23 protein-coding genes and 1 pseudogene are annotated in these 22,184 nt (G+C 71.3%); 2 read left to right on the plus strand and 22 right to left on the minus strand.

Annotated features, from left to right (window positions below; translation table 11 throughout):
* Positions 1–45: 45 nt before the first annotated feature.
* On the minus strand, positions 46–987 hold the full coding sequence (gene rpsB, locus JKV81_RS26675; RefSeq protein ID WP_129265683.1) for a 30S ribosomal protein S2: 942 nt from the start codon (positions 985–987) through the stop codon (positions 46–48).
* Positions 988–1,264: 277 nt separating this feature from the next.
* On the opposite strand from rpsB, the pseudogene JKV81_RS36870 reads away from it, so the two are divergent.
* Positions 1,265–1,783 (plus strand): annotated as a pseudogene (locus JKV81_RS36870) (peptidoglycan DD-metalloendopeptidase family protein); the annotation flags it as partial.
* 155 nt (positions 1,784–1,938) lie between these two features.
* On the opposite strand, the gene JKV81_RS26685 reads toward JKV81_RS36870, so the two are convergent.
* From JKV81_RS26685 to JKV81_RS26765, 17 genes are all read right to left on the minus strand, one after another.
* A complete protein-coding gene (locus JKV81_RS26685) occupies positions 1,939–2,496 on the minus strand; it encodes a TetR/AcrR family transcriptional regulator (protein WP_099177582.1) in 558 nt (185 codons plus the stop codon).
* A gap of 97 nt (positions 2,497–2,593) precedes the next feature.
* On the minus strand, positions 2,594–3,430 hold the full coding sequence (gene whiG / locus JKV81_RS26690) for an RNA polymerase sigma factor WhiG (RefSeq protein WP_099177583.1): 837 nt from the start codon (positions 3,428–3,430) through the stop codon (positions 2,594–2,596).
* Between the two features lie 262 nt (positions 3,431–3,692).
* On the minus strand, positions 3,693–4,853 hold the full coding sequence (locus tag JKV81_RS26695) for a DNA-processing protein DprA (protein WP_307820608.1): 1,161 nt from the start codon (positions 4,851–4,853) through the stop codon (positions 3,693–3,695).
* The gene (locus JKV81_RS26700) at positions 4,850–6,472 is read right to left on the minus strand and encodes a YifB family Mg chelatase-like AAA ATPase (RefSeq protein WP_202078165.1); all 1,623 of its coding nucleotides are present in this window, start codon (positions 6,470–6,472) and stop codon (positions 4,850–4,852) included. Before JKV81_RS26700 ends, JKV81_RS26695 begins: the two co-directional genes overlap by 4 nt.
* Complete coding sequence (locus JKV81_RS26705; protein WP_129265669.1) at positions 6,472–6,831, minus strand: YraN family protein; 360 nt, start codon at positions 6,829–6,831, stop codon at positions 6,472–6,474. Before JKV81_RS26705 ends, JKV81_RS26700 begins: the two co-directional genes overlap by 1 nt.
* A 175-nt stretch (positions 6,832–7,006) precedes the next feature.
* Entirely contained in the window at positions 7,007–7,315 is a 309-nt protein-coding gene (locus JKV81_RS26710; protein WP_003965949.1) for a DUF2469 domain-containing protein, read from the minus strand.
* A gap of 63 nt (positions 7,316–7,378) precedes the next feature.
* Positions 7,379–7,867 (minus strand): NUDIX hydrolase, encoded by a 489-nt coding sequence (locus JKV81_RS26715; RefSeq protein WP_202078167.1) that lies wholly within the window; start codon positions 7,865–7,867, stop codon positions 7,379–7,381.
* Entirely contained in the window at positions 7,857–8,630 is a 774-nt protein-coding gene (lepB, locus tag JKV81_RS26720; protein ID WP_202078169.1) for a signal peptidase I, read from the minus strand. Before lepB (JKV81_RS26720) ends, JKV81_RS26715 begins: the two co-directional genes overlap by 11 nt.
* 50 nt (positions 8,631–8,680) lie before the next feature.
* The gene (lepB, locus tag JKV81_RS26725) at positions 8,681–9,562 is read right to left on the minus strand and encodes a signal peptidase I (protein WP_129267138.1); all 882 of its coding nucleotides are present in this window, start codon (positions 9,560–9,562) and stop codon (positions 8,681–8,683) included.
* Positions 9,480–10,538, minus strand: coding sequence for a signal peptidase I (lepB, locus tag JKV81_RS26730; protein WP_124274903.1), 1,059 nt, complete (start codon positions 10,536–10,538; stop codon positions 9,480–9,482). The genes lepB (JKV81_RS26725) and lepB (JKV81_RS26730) overlap by 83 nt, the downstream gene beginning before the upstream one ends.
* Entirely contained in the window at positions 10,531–11,304 is a 774-nt protein-coding gene (gene lepB, locus JKV81_RS26735) for a signal peptidase I (RefSeq protein WP_129265666.1), read from the minus strand. The genes lepB (JKV81_RS26730) and lepB (JKV81_RS26735) overlap by 8 nt, the downstream gene beginning before the upstream one ends.
* Before the next feature lie 45 nt (positions 11,305–11,349).
* Entirely contained in the window at positions 11,350–11,700 is a 351-nt protein-coding gene (rplS, locus tag JKV81_RS26740; RefSeq protein WP_033304056.1) for a 50S ribosomal protein L19, read from the minus strand.
* 124 nt (positions 11,701–11,824) lie between these two features.
* Complete coding sequence (gene trmD, locus JKV81_RS26745) at positions 11,825–12,646, minus strand: tRNA (guanosine(37)-N1)-methyltransferase TrmD (RefSeq protein WP_129267137.1); 822 nt, start codon at positions 12,644–12,646, stop codon at positions 11,825–11,827.
* Positions 12,646–13,251 (minus strand): ribosome maturation factor RimM, encoded by a 606-nt coding sequence (rimM, locus tag JKV81_RS26750; RefSeq protein ID WP_129265665.1) that lies wholly within the window; start codon positions 13,249–13,251, stop codon positions 12,646–12,648. Before rimM ends, trmD begins: the two co-directional genes overlap by 1 nt.
* Before the next feature lie 106 nt (positions 13,252–13,357).
* Entirely contained in the window at positions 13,358–13,597 is a 240-nt protein-coding gene (locus JKV81_RS26755; protein ID WP_014153811.1) for an RNA-binding protein, read from the minus strand.
* Between the two features lie 2 nt (positions 13,598–13,599).
* Positions 13,600–14,040 carry a 30S ribosomal protein S16 gene (gene rpsP / locus JKV81_RS26760; RefSeq protein ID WP_099177594.1) on the minus strand — a complete coding sequence of 147 codons (441 nt, stop codon included), beginning with the start codon at positions 14,038–14,040 and terminating at the stop codon, positions 13,600–13,602.
* Between the two features lie 155 nt (positions 14,041–14,195).
* Positions 14,196–14,789 (minus strand): hypothetical protein, encoded by a 594-nt coding sequence (locus tag JKV81_RS26765; protein ID WP_003965961.1) that lies wholly within the window; start codon positions 14,787–14,789, stop codon positions 14,196–14,198.
* A gap of 533 nt (positions 14,790–15,322) precedes the next feature.
* Between JKV81_RS26765 and JKV81_RS26770 the strand changes: the two genes are divergently transcribed.
* Positions 15,323–16,189, plus strand: coding sequence for a methyltransferase domain-containing protein (locus JKV81_RS26770; RefSeq protein ID WP_202078171.1), 867 nt, complete (start codon positions 15,323–15,325; stop codon positions 16,187–16,189).
* Between the two features lie 74 nt (positions 16,190–16,263).
* On the opposite strand, the gene ffh is transcribed toward JKV81_RS26770, so the two are convergent.
* The 4 genes from ffh to JKV81_RS26790 all read right to left on the minus strand — a co-directional run bounded on the left by ffh (position 16,264) and on the right by JKV81_RS26790 (position 22,138).
* Positions 16,264–17,811: a signal recognition particle protein gene (gene ffh, locus JKV81_RS26775; RefSeq protein WP_124274899.1), complete on the minus strand. Its 1,548-nt coding sequence runs from the start codon at positions 17,809–17,811 to the stop codon at positions 16,264–16,266.
* Between the two features lie 157 nt (positions 17,812–17,968).
* Positions 17,969–20,419 (minus strand): [protein-PII] uridylyltransferase, encoded by a 2,451-nt coding sequence (locus tag JKV81_RS26780; RefSeq protein ID WP_202078173.1) that lies wholly within the window; start codon positions 20,417–20,419, stop codon positions 17,969–17,971.
* A 31-nt stretch (positions 20,420–20,450) separates the two neighbouring features.
* Positions 20,451–20,789: a P-II family nitrogen regulator gene (locus JKV81_RS26785; protein WP_014048583.1), complete on the minus strand. Its 339-nt coding sequence runs from the start codon at positions 20,787–20,789 to the stop codon at positions 20,451–20,453.
* Positions 20,786–22,138 carry an ammonium transporter gene (locus JKV81_RS26790; protein ID WP_099177598.1) on the minus strand — a complete coding sequence of 451 codons (1,353 nt, stop codon included), beginning with the start codon at positions 22,136–22,138 and terminating at the stop codon, positions 20,786–20,788. The genes JKV81_RS26785 and JKV81_RS26790 overlap by 4 nt, the downstream gene beginning before the upstream one ends.
* Between the last annotated feature and the right edge of the window lie 46 nt (positions 22,139–22,184).

Raw genomic sequence — 22,184 nt, forward strand, 5'->3', positions numbered from 1 at the left:
CCGGTGCACCGGCCCCCGCCGTCATTCAGCCGTGACTGACGGGTGTCAGGCCTGCTCGTCCGTGGCCGGGGCCTCGGCGGCCGGGGCCTCCGCGGCGGGCGCCTCGGCCTGCTCGTCGGCGATGGCGGCCGGCTTGGCGTCGGCGTCGGCGTCCTTCTCCGTCTCGACGGAGGACTGGACCTCGGCGGTGCCCTCGGCGTCAGCCTTCTTGTCGCCCGCGAGCAGGTCGCGCTCCCACTCGGCGAGGGGCTCGCCGGCGGCCTTCTCGCCCGGCTTCGAGTCACCGGTGGCGGCACCGGAACGGGCGATGAGGCCCTCGGCGACGGCGTCGGCGATCACGCGGGTGAGCAGGGTGACGGAGCGGATCGCGTCGTCGTTGCCCGGGATCTTGTAGTCGACCTCGTCGGGGTCGCAGTTGGTGTCGAGGATCGCGACGACCGGGATGTGGAGCTTGCGCGCCTCACCGACGGCGATGTGCTCCTTCTTGGTGTCGACGATCCAGACGGCGCTCGGCACCTTCTGCATCTCGCGGATACCACCGAGGGTCTTCTCCAGCTTGGCCTTCTCGCGGGAGAGGACCAGGAGCTCCTTCTTGGTGAGGCCGGAGGCGGCCACGTCCTCGAAGTCGATGAGCTCGAGCTCCTTCAGACGCTGAAGGCGCTTGTAGACGGTGGAGAAGTTGGTGAGCATGCCGCCGAGCCAACGCTGGTTGACGTAGGGCATGCCGACGCGCGTCGCCTGCTCGGCGATGGCCTCCTGCGCCTGCTTCTTGGTACCGACGAACATGATGGAGCCGCCGTGGGCGACGGTCTCCTTGACGAACTCGTAGGCGCGGTCGATGTACGACAGCGACTGGAGCAGGTCGATGATGTAGATGCCGTTGCGCTCGGTGAAGATGAAGCGCTTCATCTTCGGGTTCCAGCGACGGGTCTGGTGACCGAAGTGGACGCCGCTTTCCAGCAGCTCCCGCATCGTGACGACGGCCATGGCCGTACTCCTTGAGGTACTCGGTTGTCGCGACCGCAGGATTGCTGTCGCGCCTGACGCCCCGACGCGCCGTGCCACTGAGGACCGAGGAGCGCGGCCACCGTCCGCAGAGAGGGAGGTGGCGGGGCGTGCGAAGTCGACCCGGTGACCCGGATCGCCAGAAGAAGTGTACGGGACCCGCCGGGTGCAGGGTGACGGCGATGTCCACAACCGCTCGGTCGTCCACAGATCCGGGCCATGATCCCCGCGGATCGGGGCTCCGGGAGATCGTTGCGTCATGCGTCTCTCACCTGGAAGAACCGATGTCCGGCCCCGTGCCGCCCGTCCGGCCGGGCCGCCGTGTCCGGGGCGCTCACCGGCCGTACCGCCGCCGTCCCGGCTGCGGACGGCGTCGGTGGCCGCCCTCCTCGCCGCACTGCCGGCGGTCCTGCTGGTCCTGCTGTGGCCGCCCTCCGCCCGGGCCGCGGAGAGACCCCCGCCGGCCGGCGGGCGTGCCTGGCCGCTCGCGGGCCGGCCCCTGGTCGTACGGGGCTGGGAGCCGCCGGCCGGTCCGTACGGGCCGGGCCACCGCGGGGTCGACCTCGCGGCCCCGCCGGGTACGCCGGTGCGGGCGGCCGCCCCGGGCCGGGTCGCCTTCGCGGGTGCGGTGGCCGGACGCGGGGTGGTCTCCGTCGACGTGGCGGGGAGCGGGGAGCCGCCGCTGCGCTTCACGTACGAACCGGTGCGGGCGCGGGTCTCCGCGGGCGACGAGGTGGCCGCCGGGCAGGTGGTGGGGGTGGTCGGGCCGGAGCCGTCCCACTGCGCCTCCGGCTGTCTGCACTGGGGGCTGCGGCGTGGGGACGTCTATCTGGATCCGCTGACGCTGCTGCCTCCGTCACTGCTGCGACGGGGACCCTCCCGGCTGCTGCCGGTGTTCGGTGTGCCGCTCCCGGAGGCGGACGCGGAGCCGGCTCAGCCCCGCACGCCGCGCAGGACCATGGCCACGGCCGTGTCCGCCACGATGCCCGGCTCCTCGGCCGCGCCCAGCTCGATCCTGCGTACCGCGGCGTCCACGGAACCCTGCAGGAGCATGGCAGCGAGCCTCGGCTCGGTGTGGCCCAGGTCCGCGAGGGCCTCGACGATCATGGCGATCAGGCCGCCGTGCGCGGCACGGATCTTCTCCCGGGCGCCCGCGTCCAGTTCGCTCGCGGAGATCGCCACGACCGCGCGGTGGCGCCGGTCCCCGACCAGGTCGAGCTGCCGTCGCACATAGGCCTCGATCTTCGCCTCGGGTGTGCCGGCGCGCTCCATCGCGTTCTCGACCTCGGCGGCCCAGACGGGGAAGTCGACGGCGCAGAGCTCCTCGACCACGGCCGCGCGGGAGCGGAAGTACTCGTAGACGGAGGACCTGGCGAGGCCGGTGCGCTCGGCGAGGGCGGGGAAGGTCAGCGCCTCCGTACCACCCTCGGACAGCAAGGAGCGTGCGGCGTCCAGGAGGGCGCCGCGCTGCATGGTCCGGTGCTCGGCCACGGAGGCCGCTCGAATCCTGGGCACCCCTCCACTCTACGGCGGGGCCGGTCGGACGGGAGGTCCGCGTCCGGGACGAGGTGGCCGAAGCCACCCCGGCTCAGCGTCCGGCGTCGGCCAGCTTGGCCCGGAGCTGCAGCACCGACTTGGTGTGGATCTGGCTGACCCGGCTCTCGGTGACCCCGAGGACGTTGCCGATCTCGGCGAGGGTGAGGCCCTCGTAGTAGTAGAGCGTGACCACGGTCTTCTCCCGCTCGGGGAGGGTGTTGATGGCGCGGGCGAGCAGCCGTCTGAGCTCGCGGTCCTCGGCGACCTCGACGGGGTTGTCGGCCGCGGTGTCCTCGAGGGTGTCCATCAGGCTCAGCCGGTCGCCGCCCTCGCCGCCGACGTGCAGCAGCTCCTCCAGGGCCACCACGTTGGCGAGCGACAACTGGCTGAAAACAGCGTGCAGTTCCTCCAGGGCGATGCCCATCTCTGCGGCAACCTCCGCCTCCGAGGGCGTACGCCGCAGCTGCGCCTCCAGCGTGGCGTAGGCGCGCTCGACGTTGCGGGCCTTCTGCCGCACGGACCGCGGAATCCAGTCCAGCGCCCGCAGTTCGTCGATCATCGCGCCGCGGATCCTGGTGATCGCGTAGGTCTCGAACTTGATGGCCCGCTCGATGTCGAACTTCTCGATGGCGTCGATCAGCCCGAACACTCCGGACGAGACGAAGTCCGCCTGCTCCACGTTGGACGGCAGCCCCACGCTGACCCGGCCGGCGACGTACTTCACCAGGGGTGAGTAGTGCAGGATCAGCTGCTCCCTCAGCCTCTCGTCGCCGGTGGTCTTGTACGAACGCCACAACTCGTCGAGCGAGGAGGGCGCGGGAGGACGCACAGTGCCACGCGCAGCCGGTGGAACTGCCGCGCGGTCAGACCCGGAGGTGTGCTGGGGCATGTGGTGCCTTGAGCCGTTCTGCTGTGAAGTGCTGGGACGTGTCTCTGGGGCGGAATCCTTGTGAGCGTAGCGTGACTGAAGTGTTGCGGTGCGCGCAGGACGAGGGAACCGTGCGGTGCGATTGCCTTCCAAATCTCTCGTCGTTCCGCCGCTCTCCGACGGGCCCGACGACGCGGGCCGTCACCGCTCGCGCCGCCCCCCGCAGGCCCTGCCGGGTGCTGCCGAAGTCATCTGCATCACCTTTTCACCCGAATGCTCCGGGTCAAGTACCGCCTCGCCGCGCGTCCCCATTGCGTGTGGGTCCCGGCGTCAACCGCCATCTGTCGCCCTCGCGTTCGACGAACCCCAGTGAGTGGAGTTCGTACAACCGACCGAGCGCTTCGTCCATCGACGCTCCGGCGCTCCGGGCCACGTCGCGCCCGTCCATGGCGCCCGTCCCGGGCAGTGCATCCAGCACGCGTGCGGAGGCGGCGTCGAGGAGGTCGCGGGGCAGGACGGGGCCGCTCCTCGCCGGGGCGACCTCGCCGATCTCCCCCACCAGTTCGGTGATCTCGGCGGCGTCGGTGACCAGGACGCCCTCACCGCGCAGGAGTTCGTGGACCCCGGCCGAGAGACCGCTGGTGGCCGGGCCCGGCACGCCCATCGTGAAACGGCCCAGCCGCTGGGCGTTCCGCGCGGTGACCAGCGAGCCGCTGCGGTACTCGGCCTCCACCACCACGGTGCCCCGCGTGAGCGCCGCGATCACCCTGTTCCGCAGGATGAACCTGCTGCGCGTCGGATGGTCCGAGGGCGGCAGCTCACCCAGGACCATGCCCTGTTCCACGATGCGCCCGATGAGCCCGGCGTGTCCTCGCGGATAGGCCACGTCCACCCCGCAGGCCAGCACCGCCATGGTCGCCCCGCCCGCGGCCAGCGCCCCGCGATGGGCGGCGCCGTCCACCCCGAACGCCGCGCCGGAGACCACGACCCAGCCCCGCTCGGCGAGCCCCGCCGCCATGTGCGCCCCGTAGGGCGTGCAGGCCCTGGCGCCGACCAGGGCGACCGAGCGCAGCGCCCAGAGGCGCAGGTCGGACCGTCCGCGCACCCAGAGCCCGATCGGCCGCGCGTCACCCAGGTCGTCGAGCTGGCTGGGCCACTCCCGGTCCCCCGGGCAGACGAAGCGTCCTCCCATCGCGGCCACGTCCGCCAGGTCCTTACCCGGGGCGGCGCTCGACGCCCGGAGGCGGTAGCCGGCGAGCCGGGTCGCCGTCATCCCCTTGAGGACCTGGGCCGGGCCGTCCGCGCCGGTGAGGCGCCGCATCAGCTCGACGGGCCCGACCTCCCGGATCCAGCGGCCGGCGCGCTCGTCCCCGGGCTCGAACACCCGGGTCAGGGCGGCGCGCGCCAGCCGCTCCCGCTCACCCTGGACCGGCGGGGCGCTCACAGGGCACCCGCCTGCATCGGGACCCCCCGCTGGATGCCCGTGCGCAGCTCCAGCGCCACCGCGATGTCCGAGGCGTCCGGGCGGTCGGCGCCCCTCAGGTCGGCCACGGTCCACGCCACGCGCAGGACCCGGTCGAGGCCACGGGCGGTGAGGACGCCCCGCTCCATGTCCCGTTCGGCCGCCATCAGGGCGCCGGGTGCCGCGACCAGCCTGGTCCGCAGCTCATGTCCTGGCACCTCGCTGTTGGTGGTCCAGGGGGTGCCCGCGAGCCGCTCACCGGCGCGCTCCCTGGCCTCCCGCACCCGGGCCGCCACCACCTCCGAGGTCTCCCCGCGGCCGCCGCTGCCCATCAGGTCCGCCCGTCCGACGGGCTCGACCTCGACGCGCAGATCCACCCGGTCGAGCAGCGGCCCCGACAGCCTCGCCTGGTAGCGGCGCACCGCCGAGGGCGGGCACTCGCAGCCGGCACCGGCCAGGGTGTGCCTCCCGCACGGGCAGGGGTTCGCGGCGAGCACCATCAGGAAGCGTGCGGGCAGCCGGACGACCCCGGCCGCGCGTGCGACCACCACATGTCCGGACTCCAGGGGCTGACGCAGTGCGTCGAGGGCCCGCCCGGAGAATTCCGGTGCCTCGTCGAGGAAGAGGACGCCCCGGTGCGCCAGGGACACCGCTCCCGGCCTGGGGAGGCCGTTGCCTCCGCCCACGAGCGACTGCATGGTCGCCGAGTGGTGCGGGGCGCAGTAGGGCGCTCTGCTGATCAGGGGTTCACCCGGGGGGAGGATGCCCGCGACCGAGTGCACCGCCGTCACTTCGAGGGATTCCTGCCGCGAGAGCGGCGGCAGGATCGCCGTGATCCGCTCGGCCAGCATCGTCTTCCCGGCCCCGGGCGGCCCGGACAGCAGCAGATGGTGTCCGCCGGCCGCGGCCACCTCCAGGGCCCTGCGCGCCCGCTCCTGGCCCGCGACATCGGCCAGGTCGGGCCGGTGCGCCGTGCCGTCGGCCGACAGCGGGGCCAGTCCGGTACCGAGGCCCGCTCCGGGCACCATGAGCCCGGCGAGCATCGAGTCCGGGCGGCCCCGGTCCGTGGGCGGCTCCTCGGGAACGGGTTCGTCGGCGAGGACCGCGATCAGCTGGCGCAGACTCCGTACGCCGAGGACGGAGACGCCCGGCACGAGGGCCGCCTCCCCGGCGGTCTGTTCCGGGACCACGACCTGCCGGTAGCCCGCCTCCGCCGCCGCGAGCACCGCGGGCAGCACCCCGCGCACCGGGCGCACCCTGCCGTCGAGGCCGAGCTCCCCGATCATCACCACGTCGGCGATGGACGCCGGATCGATCCGTTCCGCCGCGCCGAGGACCGCACAGGCGACAGCGAGATCGAAACCCGAACCGCCCTTCGGTACGGAGGCCGGGGAGAGTCCCACCGTGAGCTTCTTCTGCGGCCACTCGGCCCCGGAATTGACGACGGCGGCCCTCACCCGGTCCCGGCTCTCCACCAGGCTCTTGTCCGGTAGGCCGACGAGCGTGAACGCCGCCACCCCCGGCTCCAGATCGGCCTGGACCTCCACCACCACGCCCTCGACGCCGACCAGCGCCACCGAGCACGCCCGCGCGAACCCCATCAGGCCACGCCCCGCACATGTTCGGCGACCGGGGCGCCGCGCCTGGGCATGATCACGCCGACCAGATCGATCCGGACCCCGCCGGGCGGCGGACCGCCGTGCCGGTGGAGCCAGATCTCGGCGAGCCTGCGCAGCCGGTCGGCCTTGGCCGGTGTGACGGCCTCCATGGGATGTTCGAAGGAGCCCGCCCTGCGGGTCTTCACCTCGCAGACGACCACCGCGTCGCCGTCCCTGGCGACGATGTCGATCTCTCCGGCGCGGCATCGCCAGTTGCGCTCCAGCACCGTCATACCGGCGTCCACCAGCAGCCGTACCGCCAGATCCTCGCCGTACCGCCCGAGTGCCCCCCGTGCGTTCATATCGGCACCACCTCCGGCACCGACTGTGACGGGCCCCGGCCGATCTTTTGGATCTTGGTGGACAACCGGACCGTTGTGAATATCCCGGCCACTCGGACGAGTGAACCGGGACATCGGGGGTCACGCTCGGGGGGACGGGGATCAGGCGCGCGGGAGGCCCGGGATCATGCCCGGATCAGCCGCCCGGGAGTTCGAGATCGCTCTTGTTGAGCTCCTCGATATTCACGTCCTTGAATGTCAGGACGCGGACCTGCTTGACGAACCGGGCGGGCCTGTACATGTCCCAGACCCACGCGTCCGCCATGGAAACCTCGAAAAAGACCTCGCCCTGGACCGAGTGCACCTGCATCTCGTAGTCGTTGGTGAGGTAGAAGCGCCGTTCGGTCTCGATCACATATTTGAACAGACCGACGACATCGCGGTACTCCCGGTAGAGCTTCAGCTCCATCTCGGTCTCGTACTTCTCGAGGTCCTCGGCACTCATGGCATGTTCCCCTTCAGCCGTGCGTCCCCCTATTGTGCGTCAGCCCCACGCACCCCTGGCCGATTACACGATTTCGGGGGCGAGAACCAGCGGAACACTCGGGGGACCCTCGTCGAGCAGCGTGCGCAGCAGCCCGGCGAGCCTGGTCGGGTACACCGTCTCACGCGTGGCCAGAAGTTCGGCGGAAGTCCACCACCTCAGACCGGCGACACTGCGCAGCTCCAGCTCGGTGAGGCCCTTCTGGTCGGTCGCGTTCTGCGACGTACGGGCCAGGAAGTACCACTCGTCCTGGTCCCAGCGCCGCCCGTCGAACGGGAAGGAGCAGGTCCTCGTCCACAGCAGAGGGCCGAGGGAGACATCCGTGATCCCGGTCTCCTCGGCGAGCTCCCGCAGGGCCGCCTCCTCGCGGGTCTCCCCGCCCTCCAGGCCGCCGCCCGGGGTGAACCACCAGCTCGAAGCCGGATCCGCGGGCTCGAAACCGTGCAGCAGCAGGATCCGGTCGTCCGGGTCCAGCAGCACCACACGCGCGACCTTGCGTGTCTCAGTGGGCACCGGCGGACGCCCTCGGCCTCGTGTTCCCCCGTGCGGAGCGCGCCGCCAGCGGGCCGTAGGCCGCTCCGCCCAGGATGAGCACCGCACCCGCCACCACGGCGCCGATCTGCAGCGGCAGCGGCCCTTCGGACGACACACCGCCGGGCAGCGACGCGAAGGCGCCGGGCCGGCCGATCATGCCGTTCATGGGCCAGGCGATGGCGTCCACCCGCGCCTCGACGGCGCTGCGCGGGACCGAACCCTGACCCGGGTCCTCCAGATGGACCCGGGAGTCCATCGAGGTGCTGCGCTCGTCCCCGAGGAGGAACAGCTGCCCCTCGGGCACGTCCGCCGTGAACTTCTGGGCGGAGGCAGAGGCCCCACCGCCCGCCGAGGCGAGCGCGGAGGCGCCCTCGGCCCGCAGATACGGTTCTTCGATGGGCTTGCCGTTGACGGTGAGGCGGCCTTCCTTGTCGCAGCAGGCGACCTTGTCGCCGCCGACGCCGACGACGCGCTTCACCATGGGCACATCGCCCCACGTCGAGTCGGTGAAGACGACGACGTCCCCGCGCCGTACGTCACCGCCGTCCACCCGCTCGGCCAGGACCCGGTCGCCGGCGTTCACCGTCGGCGTCATCGAGTCGGTCGGCACGGTGTACGGCTTGTAGACCACCGCTCCCCAGGCGAACCCGCCGAGGAAGAGCACACAGCCGACGGCCACGGCCAGGTTCGACAACACGTTGCCGAGCCGGCCGCGGCCGTCATGACGTCCTGAACCACTCATCCCAGCGCTCCCCCATCGGAGATCGACAATCGCTGATCCGAGTCGGCACCCTACCCGGCGGTATGCCCGTGGGTCAGCCTGCGGCGACGCCAGAACACGAGGGGCAGCGCTCCGGCTACACCCAGTGCACCGGGAACGGCCGCCGCGGCGGCCGCGTTCAGCCCGGGCTGGTCGAACGTCTTGGGCACCGGCAGGGTCGCCCAGCGGTTGATGGGCCAGGCCACGACCACGGCCCGCCCGACCACCTCGTCCGTGGAGACGGTGCCCTGACCGGGCAGCTCCTGGTGGTAACGGGAGTCAAGCGAATTCTGCCGGTGGTCGCCCATCACCCAGATCCGGCCCTCGGGCACGTGGATCGGCCCGAACGGCTCGTCGTCACAGGCACTGTTGCCCTCGAAGATGAACGACTTGTCGTCCAGCGCCTTGCCGTTGACCGTCACCGGCCCGTTCTTCTTGCACTCGACGGTGTCGCCGCCGATGGCGATGACCCGCTTGATCAGGTCCTTCTCCTCGGCGGACGGCATCAGTCCGATGAAGCTCAGGAACTTCTGCACCGCGTTGGGCTCGGGCGTCGCGGTGTCCTCGAGCCAGCCGCCCGGGTCGTGGAAGACCACGACCTCCCCGCGCTCCGGCTCCGAGCCGAACCACGGCGTCAGCTTGTCGACGAGCACCCGGTCGCCCCGCTGCAGGGTGTTCTGCATGGAGTCCGAGGGGATGGAGAACGCCTGTACAAGGAACGTCTTGATCAGCAGCGCGAGAATGAGCGCGATACCGATGAGGAGCGGCAGCTCCTTCCAGAACGAGCGCGGCTTCTTCGCCGCCGTACTGCCACCGCCCGGGGACTCGCCGTCACTCTCCGCATCCACCGGGACCCCGTCGCTCGAAGGCCGGTCCTCGGGTTCGTCGTGTCCGGATCGTGCGCCGACCGCCAAATCCCCCACATCCACTCCTCACTCCGTGCCACCGCCCGCGCCCGATTCGGCGCAGGCCCACCACTCCCATAACGAGCGGGAGTTCCGCAGGGGTCGGGAGCAGGACCATTCCGTTGCGATCCTGGGAGGACACACTATTCGACGGGACCCTCCCGGCCGTCGCTCCGGCGCTCCCCTCGGGGACGGAGGCGTACGTTCCCGGCTCCTCCAGCCGGCGCCAGTGCCCGAACGGCCAGGCGATCACCACGGCCCGCCCGACGACCTCGTCCTCCGACACCGTGCCCTGTCCCGGCTTGTCGAGGTGGAACCGCGAGTCCGCGGAATTCGAACGGTGGTCACCCATCACGAAGATCCGGCCCTCGGGAACCTTTACCTCGAATTTGAGAGTGGAGGGCACATCACCGGGGTTCAGGTACGGCTCGTCGAGCGCCACCCCGTTGACCGTGATCCGTCCGTCGGTGCCGCAGCACTTCACGGTGTCGCCCCCGACGGCCACCACCCGCTTGATCAGGTCCTGCTCGTCCTCGGAGGGCAGCAGCCCGATGAAGGTCAGCAGTTCCTTGATCTGTTTGACCCCGGCGGGAGGGTCCTCGGTGGCGGTGGTCTCCTGTTGCAGCCAGCCCCCGGGGTCCTTGAACACGACGACGTCACCACGCCGGGGTTCGGACCCGAACCAGGGGGTCAGCTTGTCGACCAGCACCCGGTCCCCGATCCGGATGGTCTGCTCCATCGATCCGGAGGGGATCACGAAGGCCTGGACGAGGAAGGTCTTGAGTACGAGCGCGATCAGCAGCGCCACCAGGACGAGGAGGGGTATCTCCTTGATCGCGGACCGGCGTCTGCGGCGTTTGACCTTACGGGCCAGCTTGCGGCGCTCCGCCCGGGTGGGCAGTGAGCGGCTCGTGGTCGGCCTCGACCCGGTGGGCAGCGACGGGTCCGTGTCCGGTGCTCCGCGCCTGCGCCCCCGGTTACCCATGGTCGGCGTCCGCCGGCCGTATGCCGGTGAAGGCGTCGGTGCCCTCCAGGGAGCCCAGCCTGCCGAGCGGCCAGCCGAGCCAGTCGACCCGTCCGATCACGCGCTCGACGGGCACCATGCCGCCCCCGGGCTGCCCCAGGTGGTCCCGGGAGTCCCGCGAGTTGCTGCGGTGGTCCCCCATCATCCAGAGCCTGCCCTGGGGCACCACGATGTCGAAGGAGACGTCGGACGGATCGTCACCGGGGTGCAGATACTCCTCGGCGACCGGCGCACCGTTCACCTCGAGCCTCCCCCGCTCGTCGCAGCAGACCACCCGGTCGCCCCCCACGCCCACCACCCGCTTCACGAAGTCGGACCCGGCGGGTTCGGCCAGTCCCAGGGACGCGGCCGCCCCGTGCAGCAGCGCGCCGAGTGCGTTCCCGCCGGTCGCCGTCTCCTGCACGAAGGATCCGGTGCCGTCGAAGACCACCACATCGCCGCGCCGGGGCTCCGAGCCGAAACGGTACGCCAGTTTGTTGACCAGGACCCGGTCCCCGACGCGCAGCGTGGGCTGCATCGAGCCACTGGGGATGAGGAAGGGCTGCAGCACGAACGCGCTGAAGAGCAGCAGGGCGACCGTGCAGAGCATGCCCAGGAAGACGGTCCGCCGCCAGGAGAGCGACGCCCCCGTCCGTTTCCGGACATGCGTGAAGCGCGACCCCTCCTCCGTCCCGTCTGCCGGGTCGGAGGAGCGATCGCGCTCCATGTGCTGTGCTTCCGTGTCCATCGGAGCCGGATTCTATCCGGCCGCGCTGTGGACGCCGGAGGTGAATCAGCGGTCGCGCTTCTCCTTGATCTTCGCGGCCTTGCCGCGGAGCTCACGGAGGAAGTACAGCTTGGCGCGACGGACGTCACCGCGGGTGACGAGCTCGATCTTCTCGAAGATCGGGCTGTGCACCGGGAAGGTGCGCTCGACGCCGACGCTGAAGGAGACCTTGCGGACCGTGAAGGTCTCGCTGATGCCCGAGCCCTGGCGACGGATGACGATGCCCTTGAACTGCTGGATACGGGAGCGGTTGCCCTCGATCACGCGCACGTGGACGTTGACCGTGTCACCGGGGCGGAACGCCGGGAGGTCGGTACGGAGCGAAGCGGCGTTGACGCCATCGAGCAGGGAAGTCATGTGGTCTGCTTTCTTCGCCGATGCCACAGGTCATCGACGGGAGAGAGTGAAGTTCGGATGCTGATGACATCGGGCGGGCGTCTTTCCCCCTGTGGCAGGGGCGCACGCCGGACGTACAGCGGGCCTATTCTTCCACGGCCTCGGGCCTGCGCCAAAATCGCCCGTCGGAGGCCGGGGACCAGCCGAGGATCGAGAGCATCTCACGGTCCTTCTTGTCGAAGCCGGAGGCGTCGCAGCGCTCGATGAGGTCCGGCCGGTGGAGCGCGGTACGGCGGAAGGCCTCGTCCCGTCGCCAGCGCGCGATCCGGCCGTGGTGGCCGCTGAGCAGCACCTCGGGAATGCCGCGCCCCCGCCACTCGGGCGGCTTCGTGTAGACCGGCCCTTCGAGCAGGTCCGCCATGGCGCCGGGCGCGAAGGAGTCGTCGCGGTGCGACTCGGCGTTGCCGAGCACCCCGGGCAGCAGCCGCGCCACGGCCTCGGTGATCACCAGGACGGCGGCTTCCCCGCCGGCCAGGACGTAGTCCCCGATGGACACCTCGATGACCGGCAGCCGGGTCGCGTACTCGTCCATCACCCTGCGGTCGATGCCCTCGTAGCGGGCGGGCGTGAAGACCAGCCACGGCCGTTCCGAGAGCTCGACGGCCAGTTCCTGGGTGAAGGGCCTGCCGCTGGGGGTGGGCACCACGATCACCGGGGAGTGCGCCCCGGCCTCGTAACCGTCGGCCAGCGCCTCGTCCAGGGCCTCGCCCCAGGGCTCGGTCTTCATGACCATGCCCGGGCCGCCGCCGTAGGGGGTGTCGTCCACCGTGTTGTGCCGGTCGTACGTCCAGTCCCGCAGGTCGTGGACGTGTACGTCGAGACGGCCGCGGGCGCGCGCCTTGCCGACCAGCGAGACGTTCAGGGGTTCCAGGTACTCGGGGAAGATCGTGACGACGTCGAGCCGCATCACGCGTCGCCCTTCTTCGCTTCACCCGCGGCGTCGTCCTCGGAGCCGTCCTCGCCGGAACCGTCCTCGTCGCGCGTGGAGGCGATCACGGCCTCGCTCTCGTCGATGAGGCCGGGAGGCGGGGTGATGACGGCCCGCTGCTCCTCCAGGTCGATCTCGCTGACGATCTCCTCGACGAAGGGGATCATCACCTCGCTGCCGTCCGGCCGTTCCACGATGAACAGGTCCTGCGACGGCAGGTGCGTGATCTCGGTGATCCGGCCGATCTCGGTGCCGTCGGCGAGGACGACGTCGAGGTCCATCAGCTGGTGGTCGTAGAACTCCTCGGGATCCTCGGGCAGTTCCTCCGGGTCGACCTCGGCGATCAGCAGGATGTTGCGCAGCGCCTCGGCGGCCGTGCGGTCCCGCACGCCCTCGAAGCGCAGCAGCAGCCTGCCGCTGTGCACCCGGCCGGTCTCGATCGTCAGCGGCCCCGCCTCGGCGGGCTCCGTGGCCAGCACGGCCCCGGGCCCGAGCCGGAGCTCGGGCTCGTCGGTGCGCACCTCGACGGTGACCTCGCCCTTGATGCCATGGGCGCGACCGATCCGCGCAACTACCAACTGCACGCTACTTCTCCCGGTGATCTCTTGCTGAGGAGGCGGTGATGTACGGACGACAAAGGCCGGGGACGGCTCGAAAGCCCTCCCCGGCCCCGGCCGGTGTTCAACTCTTTCAGCGAACCTGGTCCACATCGACGAGGTCGACACGGATCCCACGTCCGCCGATGGCACCCACGACGGTACGCAGGGCGCGTGCGGTGCGGCCGTTACGGCCGATCACCTTGCCGAGGTCGTCGGGGTGAACCCGGACCTCGAGCACGCGTCCACGGCGCAGGTCACGCGAGGCGACCTGCACATCGTCGGGGTTGTCGACGATGCCCTTCACGAGGTGCTCAAGAGCCTCCTCGAGCATGCTCAGGCCTCGGTCGACTCGGTGGACGCGGCAGCGTCAGCCGCCTCGTCCGCCTTCTTGTCCGACTTCTTGGCCTTCTGGGTGATGGCCTCACCCTTGGCCTCGTCGCCGTCCGTGGCCAGGGCCTCGAACAGGGCGCGCTTGTCAGCCTTGGGCTCCGGCTGCAGCAGCGGCGCGGGGGCCGGGAGGCCCTTGTGGGCCTGCCAGTCACCGGTGAGCTTCAGGATCGCGAGGACGGGCTCGGTCGGCTGGGCGCCGACGGACAGCCAGTACTGCGCGCGCTCCGAGTTGACCTCGATGCGGGAGGGGTTCTGCACCGGGTGGTACAGGCCGATCTCCTCGATGGCCCGGCCGTCACGGCGGGTACGGGAGTCGGCGACGACGATGCGGTAGTGAGGCGAACGGATCTTGCCCAGACGCTTCAGCTTGATCTTGACTGCCACGGAAGTGGTGTCTCCTGGTCTCTGACGTGGTTGGGCACAAAAGATGCCACGTGGGGTTGCGGTACTCGGGTGCCCGATGGACGCGTCAGCCGGAGGAGAGAGGGGTCCTGTGCGACTGTCGAGTACAGCTGACCATTGTGCCACACCACATCGGGTCACCCCACCGCGACCGCCGCTTCCGGGATGCGGAAGGGCTTGCCGCAGCCGCCGCAGACGATCGGCGCCTGCGCGAGGACCGAGGGGACGACGCGGACGTTGCGCCCGCAGTCGCAGACGGCCTTGACCCGCACCCCTCCCCCGGACGAGCCGTGCCGCGCGGCGGGACCGCGGAACGAGCGCTTGGTGTCCGCCGCGGTGGCCACGGTGTGCGCCTTGAGCGCCCGCTGCAGCCGTTCGGTGGTCGGGCGGTATCTGCGTTTGGCCTCGGGATTCAGGGTCACCAGCGAGAATCCGCTGCTGGGGTGGGGCTCCTCGGCATGATCGAGGCCCAGCTCCTCGGCGATCGCGAGGAAGCGTCGGTTGTGGTAGCGGCCGGCGCGGGAGGTGTCGCGGACACCTCTCGCGGCGGCGATGCCGTGGACTGCCTCATGGAGCAGCCGTTCGAAGGAGAGCTCGGCGCCACAGGCGGACGAGGACTCTCCGATCAGGGACTCTGGCGCGGCAAGATCGGGCAGCTCGGGGTGGTACCGCTGAATGTCGGCCCACGCCTGTGCCAGCTCTGCGGCAAGTACAGGTGGTGTCGTGCTCACGTCGTGACAACGAGCCTGAGTGCTCCGGTGTTCCTATTCCGGGGCATCCCAAATAATTTGCACGTACCAGTCAGTTGCCCTTGATGCGTCCGGACGAGGGCGGGTGCGCAGATCAGCGGAGGAAGTCTCACAGCTCGCACCAAGCTGGTACGTAGCAACGCGTACGCACCGGCGTGGACGGGCGCCCCGCGGGTGACAGTACCCGGCACGGAAGGGCGGCCGCACACCGGTCGCACGGCGGGTCGCGGACCGCGCGCGGGGCGCTCGACGTGCTGCGCCACGCGTGTCGGGTAAGACTGTGAGGAAGCGAGCAGCAGGCGTGCTGTTCCCGGCGGCCGTACCGGACACGCGGCGCCGGGGGCGCACGACCGGAGCACGCAAGCAATGCCATCCCACCCCGTCCGACCTCTGGACGGGACCGCCGATGCGGAGTTCTCTGACATACGGGGGCTGTGGGCGCACATACACAGCACATAGACATGGGGGACCTCACTCGGGCACGACCGACCTCACGGCGGATTGGGGCGCATTCCATGACACCTACGCTCGTCCGGCACCACAGGTACGCGGATTCGTCCGCCCCGGTGGACGCCGGTACCCGCGCCCGTGACTGGGCCGAGATCCAGGAGCGCATGCTGGCACCGCTCTACGAGGCGGTGTACGAGCGCCTCGAAGTCGGAGGCGGTACGCGGATGCTCTCCCTCGGCTGCGGTTCCGGGCTCGCGCTGCTGATCGCGGCCTCGCGCGGGGCGCGCGTCACCGGCGTCGACACCGACCGCGAACGGCTCGCCCTGGCGCGCGAGCGCCTCGCGTCCGGGCAGGGCCAGGACGCGGGCCCCGGCCGTACGGATCCGCGGGCGAGGCTCCTCGGCAGCATGCCGGCGGCCGTCCCGGACGGTGAGGCTCCGTACAACCTGCTGACCGCCTTCCAGCCGATCGGCTGTGCGGCCGGTGACTCCGAGGGGCTCGCGCCCGCGCTGGCGTCCGCGGTGCCGCTGGCCGTACGCGGCGCCACGGTGGTGCTGGCCGGCTGGGGGCCGCCCGAGCGGTGCGCCACGGCCCCGGTGCTGCGGGTGGCGGCCCGGCTCACGGAGTCGGCGCGCGCGCCGCGCTCCGGGAGCGGCTGGCGGCCGGCGCTCCGGGACGACCTGGAGGAGGTGGCGGCGCGGGCCGGGCTGAAGCCCGACGGCTCGGGCCGGGTGTCCTGCCCGTTCGGCTACGCGGACGTGGACAGCGCGGTGCGCGGTCTGCTGTCGACCGGGCTGTTCGACACGGCGATACGGGCGACGGACCGTACGCAGGTGGAGAAGGAGGTCGCGGAGGCCCTGCATCCGCATCTGCGGCCCGACGGCACGGTGTGGATGCCGAACGTCTTCCGCTACCTGGTGTGCGTGTCCTGACGGCGGCCCTCATGTGACGGCGAAGGGGCGCCCCGCCGGGCGGGGCGCCCCTTCGCCGTCGTGTCCGTGACCGGTCAGCCCATGAACTTCTTGAACTCGTCCGGCAGCTCGAAGTTCTTGTCCTCCTGCGCCGGCAGGTTGAACGCGCCGCCCTGCGCCGCCTGCTCGCGACGGGCCGCCGCGGCCTGCTCCTCGGCCTTGCGCTTCATCGGGTTGCCGCTCTTGCGCTTGCCCTTGGCCTGCTTGACCTGCTTCTTCTGACGGCCGGGGCCGCCACCCATGCCGGGCATGCCCGGCATCCCGGGCATGCCGCCGCCCTGGGCCATCTTCGACATCATCTTGCGGGCCTCGAAGAACCGCTCGACGAGTCCCTTGACCGCGGAGACCTCGGAACCGGAGCCCTTGGCGATACGGGCCCGCCGCGAGCCGTTGATGATCGTCGGCTCGGCGCGCTCCTTCGGGGTCATCGACTTGATGATCGCGGCCATGCGGTCGACGTCACGCTCGTCGATGTTGTTGATCTGTTCCTTGATCTGCCCCATGCCGGGCAGCATCCCGAGCAGCTTGGAGATGGAGCCCATCTTCCTGACCTGCTCCATCTGCGCCAGGAAGTCGTCGAGCGTGAAGTCCTTGCCCTTGCTCGACGCCAGCTTGGAGGCCATTTTGGCGGCCTCTTCCTGGCTGAAGGTCTTCTCCGCCTGCTCGATCAGGGTGAGCAGGTCACCCATGTCGAGGATGCGGGAGGCCATGCGGTCGGGGTGGAAGGCGTCGAAGTCCTCGAGCTTCTCACCGTTCGACGCGAACATGATCTGCTTGCCCGTGACGTGGGCGATCGACAGGGCGGCGCCACCGCGGGCGTCACCGTCGAGCTTGGAGAGCACCACGCCGTCGAAGCCGACGCCGTCACGGAAGGCCTCGGCGGTGTTGACCGCGTCCTGGCCGATCATGGCGTCGACGACGAAGAGGATCTCGTCGGGGCTGACGGCGTCGCGGATGTCCGCGGCCTGCCGCATCAGCTCCTCGTCGATGCCGAGGCGGCCGGCGGTGTCGACGATCACGATGTCGTGGACCTTGGCCTTGGCGAACTCGATGGAGTCCTGGGCGACCTTGACCGGGTCACCGACGCCGTTGCCCGGCTCCGGCGCGTACACCGCGACACCCGCGCGCTCGGCGACGACGCTCAGCTGGTTGACGGCGTTGGGGCGCTGGAGGTCACAGGCGACGAGCAGCGGGGAGTGGCCCTGGCTCTTGAGCCAGAGGCCGAGCTTTCCGGCGAGGGTGGTCTTACCGGCACCCTGCAGACCCGCGAGCATGATCACGGTGGGCGGGTTCTTGGCGAACCGGAGCCGCCGGGTCTCGCCGCCGAGGATGCCGACGAGCTCCTCGTTGACGATCTTGACGACCTGCTGGGCGGGGTTCAGCGCCTGGGAGACCTCGGCGCCCCGCGCCCGCTCCTTGATGTTGGCGATGAACGCGCGGACGACGGGGAGGGCGACATCGGCCTCGAGCAGGGCGATACGGATCTCGCGAGCCGTGGCGTCGATGTCCGCCTCGGACAAGCGGCCCTTGCCCCTGAGGTTTTTGAAAGTCGCGCTAAGGCGGTCGGAGAGAGTATCGAACACGGCGCTCGTCGGTCCTCAGGGTCGGGGGCGTGGCAGGTCAGTCGCTCTCCAGGGTATCCGGACCCCGGAGAACACAAAGCCCTCGCCCGTTTCTCGTGACGAAAGGCCCGGCGGGCGGCCCGGCGAAGGGCCTCACCGCCGGGCCCGGCGCCAGGGCTCAGCCCAGCTCCTTCTCGACCTGCACGGCCACCTCCGCGGCCCGCTCGGGAGCCAGCGGCGCACCGTCGGGGTCCGTCACGTAGAAGGCGTCCACCGCATTCGCCCCGAGCGTGGAGACATGGGCGCTGCGCACCCGCACCGCGCTCGTTTCCAGCGCCCGGCCGATCCGGTGCAGCAGTCCGGGGGCGTCCTGGGCGCGGACCTCGATCACGGTGGCCAGCCGGGAGCCCGCCGCCGCGACGGTCACCCTGGGGGGCGGGGCCTTCACCCCGCGCCGCCGTGGATAGGCCGCCTCACGTTCGGCGAGCCTGGCCCGGATGTCCAGGGAGCCGTCCAGGGCGCGTACGAGGTCGGCGCGCAGCCGGGCGGCCTGCGGGAGTGATCCGTACTCGGCCGCGACCCGCCAGCTGAGCACCAGCAGCCCGGCGGACTCGCCCATCTCGGTGGGGAGCTCGACGGCGCGCAGGTCGGCGGCGCGCACGGTGAGGCGGTGCAGGGCGAGCACCCCGGCCGCGGCGGGCAGGACGCCCGGGCGGTCGGGCAGCGCGATGAGGAGCTCGACGCCGACGGGTTCGGGTTCTCCGTCCTCGGCGGCCGGTTCGGGCCGGGTGTGCAGGGACAGTACGGGTTCGCCGGTGCGCAGTGCCTCGACGGCGAGGCGTTCCTGTTCGGCGTTGGGCGCGAGCGGCTCCGGCGCCGGGGGTTCCTCACCGGCCAGGAGCGCGGCGACGCGTTTGACCAGGTCGGCGACGAGGGAGGCCCGCCAGGCGCTCCAGGCGGCGGGCCCGGTGGCCAGCGCGTCGGCCTCGGTGAGGGCGTGCAGGAGTTCCAGGGTGGAGGCGCTGCCGACGGCCGTGGCGACGGAGCGGACCGTCGCGGGGTCGTCCAGGTCGCGTCGGGTGGCGGTCTCGATGAGCAGCAGGTGGTGGCGTACGAGCGTGGCGACCACGCCCACGTCCTGCTTGTCGAAGCCGATGCGGGCGGCCATGTCCCGGGCGATGACCTCGCCGGCGACGGAGTGGTCGCCGGGCCAGCCCTTGCCGATGTCGTGGAGCAGGGCGGCGATCAGGAGGAGGTCGGGGCGGCCGACGCGGCGGGTGAGGTGGGAGGCGCGCACGGCGGTCTCGACGAGGTGCCGGTCGACGGTCCAGGTGTGGACGGGGTTGCGCTGCGGGCGGCAGTGGACCCGCTCCCAGTCCGGCAGAAGGCGGGTGACGATGCCTTCCGATTCGAGGGCCTCCCACACACCGACGGTGGACTCGCCGGCGCCGAGCAGGGTGACGAGCTCCTCGCGGGCCTGGGCGGGCCACGGTACGGGCAGCGGCTGCGCGGCGGCGCCCAGGTGGCGTACGAGGTGCCGGGAGAGCGGCAGTCCGGCCTCGGCCGCCGCGGCGGCGGCCCTGAGGGTGAGCACGGGGTCGCGTTCGGGGCGGGCGGTGCGCGCGAGGACGACCTCGCCGTCGGCCTCGACGACGCCCTCGGCGAGCGGGGTGCGTTCCGGCGTGGGCTTGGCGCCGCCGAGGATGGTCCGCAGCCGGGGCCGGACGGAGCGGGCGCGCAGGACGCGGTTGACCTCGCGCCAGGTGACGTCGGTGGCGTACGAGACGGTCCGTGCGGCCTCGTACACCTGGCGCAGCAGGGCGTCGGCGTCGAGGAGGCCGAGGGCCCCGGCGACCTGGTCCTGCTCCTGCAGGGCGAGGCGGTCGGTGGCCCGGCCGGTGGTCAGGTGGAGCGCGTCGCGTGCATCGAGGAGCGTACGGCGGGCTTCCGCGAGGCCTTCGCGGGGTGCGTCGGCGACCCAGGACGCGGCGACGGCGCGCAGGGCGGTGGCGTCGCGGAGGCCGCCGCGGGCCTCCTTCAGATCGGGTTCCAGGAGGAACTGGAGCTCGCCCATGCGCCCGGCCCGCTCGCGGCAGAGCTCGTCGAGGGCGGGGAGCCGCTTGGGGGCCTGGTTGCGCCAGTCGGCGAGGATCGCGGTCCGCAGCCCGGCGACGAGGCCGAGGTCCCCGGCGACGGGGCGTGCGTCGAGCAGTCCGAGCTGGACCTTGAGGTCCTCCCCCGCGGTCCTGCGTGCCTCGCCCGGGGTGCGTACGGAGTGGTCGAGGGCCAGGCCGAGGTCCCAGACGGGGTACCAGATGCGGTCGGCGAGGGTGGCGACGGCCCCGGCGTCGGCGCTGCCGTCGTGCAGCAGCAGGAGGTCGAGGTCGCTGCGCGGGGAGAGCTCGCCGCGGCCGTATCCGCCGACGGCGACGAGGGCGGCGCCGCGGACCCCCGCCTGTTCGGCGGCGGCGGTGAACAGGCCGGTGAGCCAGTCGTCGGTGAGCCGGGCCAGGGCGGCACGGCGCGGCGGCCCGGACCACGTCTCCTCCTGGAGGAGACGCAGCCGGGCCGCCGCGTAGCCGCTGGGTCCCGAGTCCTCTGATTCGGTGGTCACTTCGGTGCTCGTCACCCAGCTGCCTTTCCGTTCACAGGGCCGTCGGTCAGAGTGCGTCCGGGCCGCGTTCACCGGTCCGTACGCGGATCGCGGTCTCGACCGGGACGCTCCAGACCTTGCCGTCACCGATCTTGCCCGTCCGGGCGGCCTTGACGACCACGTCGATGAGCTGTTCGGCGTCCTCGTCCTCGACGAGGACCTCGATACGGATCTTCGGGACGAGGTCGACGGTGTACTCGGCACCACGGTAGACCTCGGTGTGTCCGCGCTGACGCCCGTAACCGCTGGCCTCCGTGACCGTGAGGCCCTGGACGCCGAAGGCCTGGAGGGCCTCCTTGATCTCGTCCAGCCTGTGCGGCTTCACGACTGCGGTGATGAGCTTCATGCGTCCACCTTCTTGTTCGTCGGAGCCGCGGCGGTGCCTGCGGCCGGGGCCGAGGTGCGGGGCGCGGAGCCGCCGCCGGCGCCGCTGAAGTCGTACGCCGTCTCGGCGTGTTCGACCTGGTCGATGCCGGAGATCTCGTCGTCCTCCGAGACGCGCATCCCGATCGTCCTGTCCAGGATGAAGGCGAGGACCGCGGAGACGACCAGGGAGTACGCGAGGACCGCGAAGACACCGACGGCCTGCTTGCCGAGCTGGTCGAGCCCGCCCCCGTAGAAGAGGCCCTTGGCGTCGGACTGCACACCGCCGGTGGCGAAGAAGCCGACCAGGAGCGAGCCGATGACACCGCCGACGAGGTGGACGCCGACGACGTCCAGGGAGTCGTCGTAGCCGAGCTTGTACTTGAGGCCGACGGCCATGGCGCACAGCACACCGGCGATCACACCGACGGCGATGGCGCCGAGGGGGCTGACCGATCCGCCCGCGGGGGTGATGGCGACGAGGCCCGCGACGGCGCCGGACGCGGCACCCAGGGTGGTGAAGGAGCCGTGGCGGATCTTCTCGTAGGCGAGCCAGCCGAGGACCGCCGCACCGGTGGCGACCTGCGTGTTGACGAACATGACGGCCCCGACCCCGTCGTCGTTGCCGAGCCACGAGCCGGCGTTGAAGCCGAACCAGCCGAACCACAGCAGCGCGGCGCCGAGCATGACGAGCGGCAGGCTGTGCGGCCGCATCGGGTCCTTCTTGAAGCCGACCCGCTTGCCGATGACGAGGATCACGCCGAGGGCCGCGGCACCGGCGTTGATGTGGACGGCCGTACCGCCGGCGAAGTCGATGACACCCAGCTCGTAGAGCCAGCCGCCGGCGCCCCAGACCCAGTGCGCGACCGGGAAGTACACGACGGTGACCCAGAGCGTGATGAACAGCGCCCAGGAGGTGAACTTGACGCGGTCGGCGAGGGCACCGCTGATGAGGGCCGGGGTGAGCACGGCGAACATCAGCTGGAAGACCGCGAAGACGTAGGTCGGGATCGTGTAGCCGTCCCAGAGTTCGGTGACGCCGATCCCGCTGAGACCGACGAAGTCCGAGCTCCAGCCGATGACGGAGCCGACATCGGTCCCGAAGGCGAGGCTGAATCCGTAGAGCACCCACAGGATCGTGACGATCCCGAGGCTGATGAAGCTCATCATCAGCATGTTCAGAGTGCTCTTGACGCGGACCATGCCTCCGTAGAAGAAGGCCAGACCCGGGGTCATGAGCATCACCAGCGCGGAGCAGATGAGCATGAACCCTGTGTTGGCGGCAGACAGCTCGGGGGCGTCTGCGGCAAGCGTCGTGATGCCTGGGGGCATCGGCGTCTCCTCGTCGTCGGTGCGGCCACGTGCGGGGGTGCGGGAC

Origin of the sequence: Streptomyces silvae (assembly GCF_016745505.1) — a bacterium.
Classification (GTDB): domain Bacteria; phylum Actinomycetota; class Actinomycetes; order Streptomycetales; family Streptomycetaceae; genus Streptomyces; species Streptomyces silvae.

Bases quoted from the DNA above. Each gene is read 5' to 3' on its own strand.
- rpsB (WP_129265683.1), bottom strand. From the start codon at position 987: ATGGCCGTCGTCACGATGCGGGAGCTGCTGGAAAGCGGCGTCCACTTC.
- whiG (WP_099177583.1), bottom strand. From the start codon at position 3,430: ATGCCCCAGCACACCTCCGGGTCTGACCGCGCGGCAGTTCCACCGGCT.
- JKV81_RS26700 (WP_202078165.1), bottom strand. From the start codon at position 6,472: ATGGGGTTCGCGCGGGCGTGCTCGGTGGCGCTGGTCGGCGTCGAGGGC.
- JKV81_RS26705 (WP_129265669.1), bottom strand. From the start codon at position 6,831: ATGAACGCACGGGGGGCACTCGGGCGGTACGGCGAGGATCTGGCGGTA.
- JKV81_RS26710 (WP_003965949.1), bottom strand. From the start codon at position 7,315: ATGAGTGCCGAGGACCTCGAGAAGTACGAGACCGAGATGGAGCTGAAG.
- lepB (WP_202078169.1), bottom strand. From the start codon at position 8,630: ATGAGTGGTTCAGGACGTCATGACGGCCGCGGCCGGCTCGGCAACGTG.
- lepB (WP_124274903.1), bottom strand. From the start codon at position 10,538: ATGGGTAACCGGGGGCGCAGGCGCGGAGCACCGGACACGGACCCGTCG.
- lepB (WP_129265666.1), bottom strand. From the start codon at position 11,304: ATGGACACGGAAGCACAGCACATGGAGCGCGATCGCTCCTCCGACCCG.
- rplS (WP_033304056.1), bottom strand. From the start codon at position 11,700: ATGACTTCCCTGCTCGATGGCGTCAACGCCGCTTCGCTCCGTACCGAC.
- trmD (WP_129267137.1), bottom strand. From the start codon at position 12,646: ATGCGGCTCGACGTCGTCACGATCTTCCCCGAGTACCTGGAACCCCTG.
- JKV81_RS26755 (WP_014153811.1), bottom strand. From the start codon at position 13,597: ATGCTCGAGGAGGCTCTTGAGCACCTCGTGAAGGGCATCGTCGACAAC.
- JKV81_RS26770 (WP_202078171.1), top strand. From the start codon at position 15,323: ATGACACCTACGCTCGTCCGGCACCACAGGTACGCGGATTCGTCCGCC.
- JKV81_RS26785 (WP_014048583.1), bottom strand. From the start codon at position 20,789: ATGAAGCTCATCACCGCAGTCGTGAAGCCGCACAGGCTGGACGAGATC.
- JKV81_RS26790 (WP_099177598.1), bottom strand. From the start codon at position 22,138: ATGCCCCCAGGCATCACGACGCTTGCCGCAGACGCCCCCGAGCTGTCT.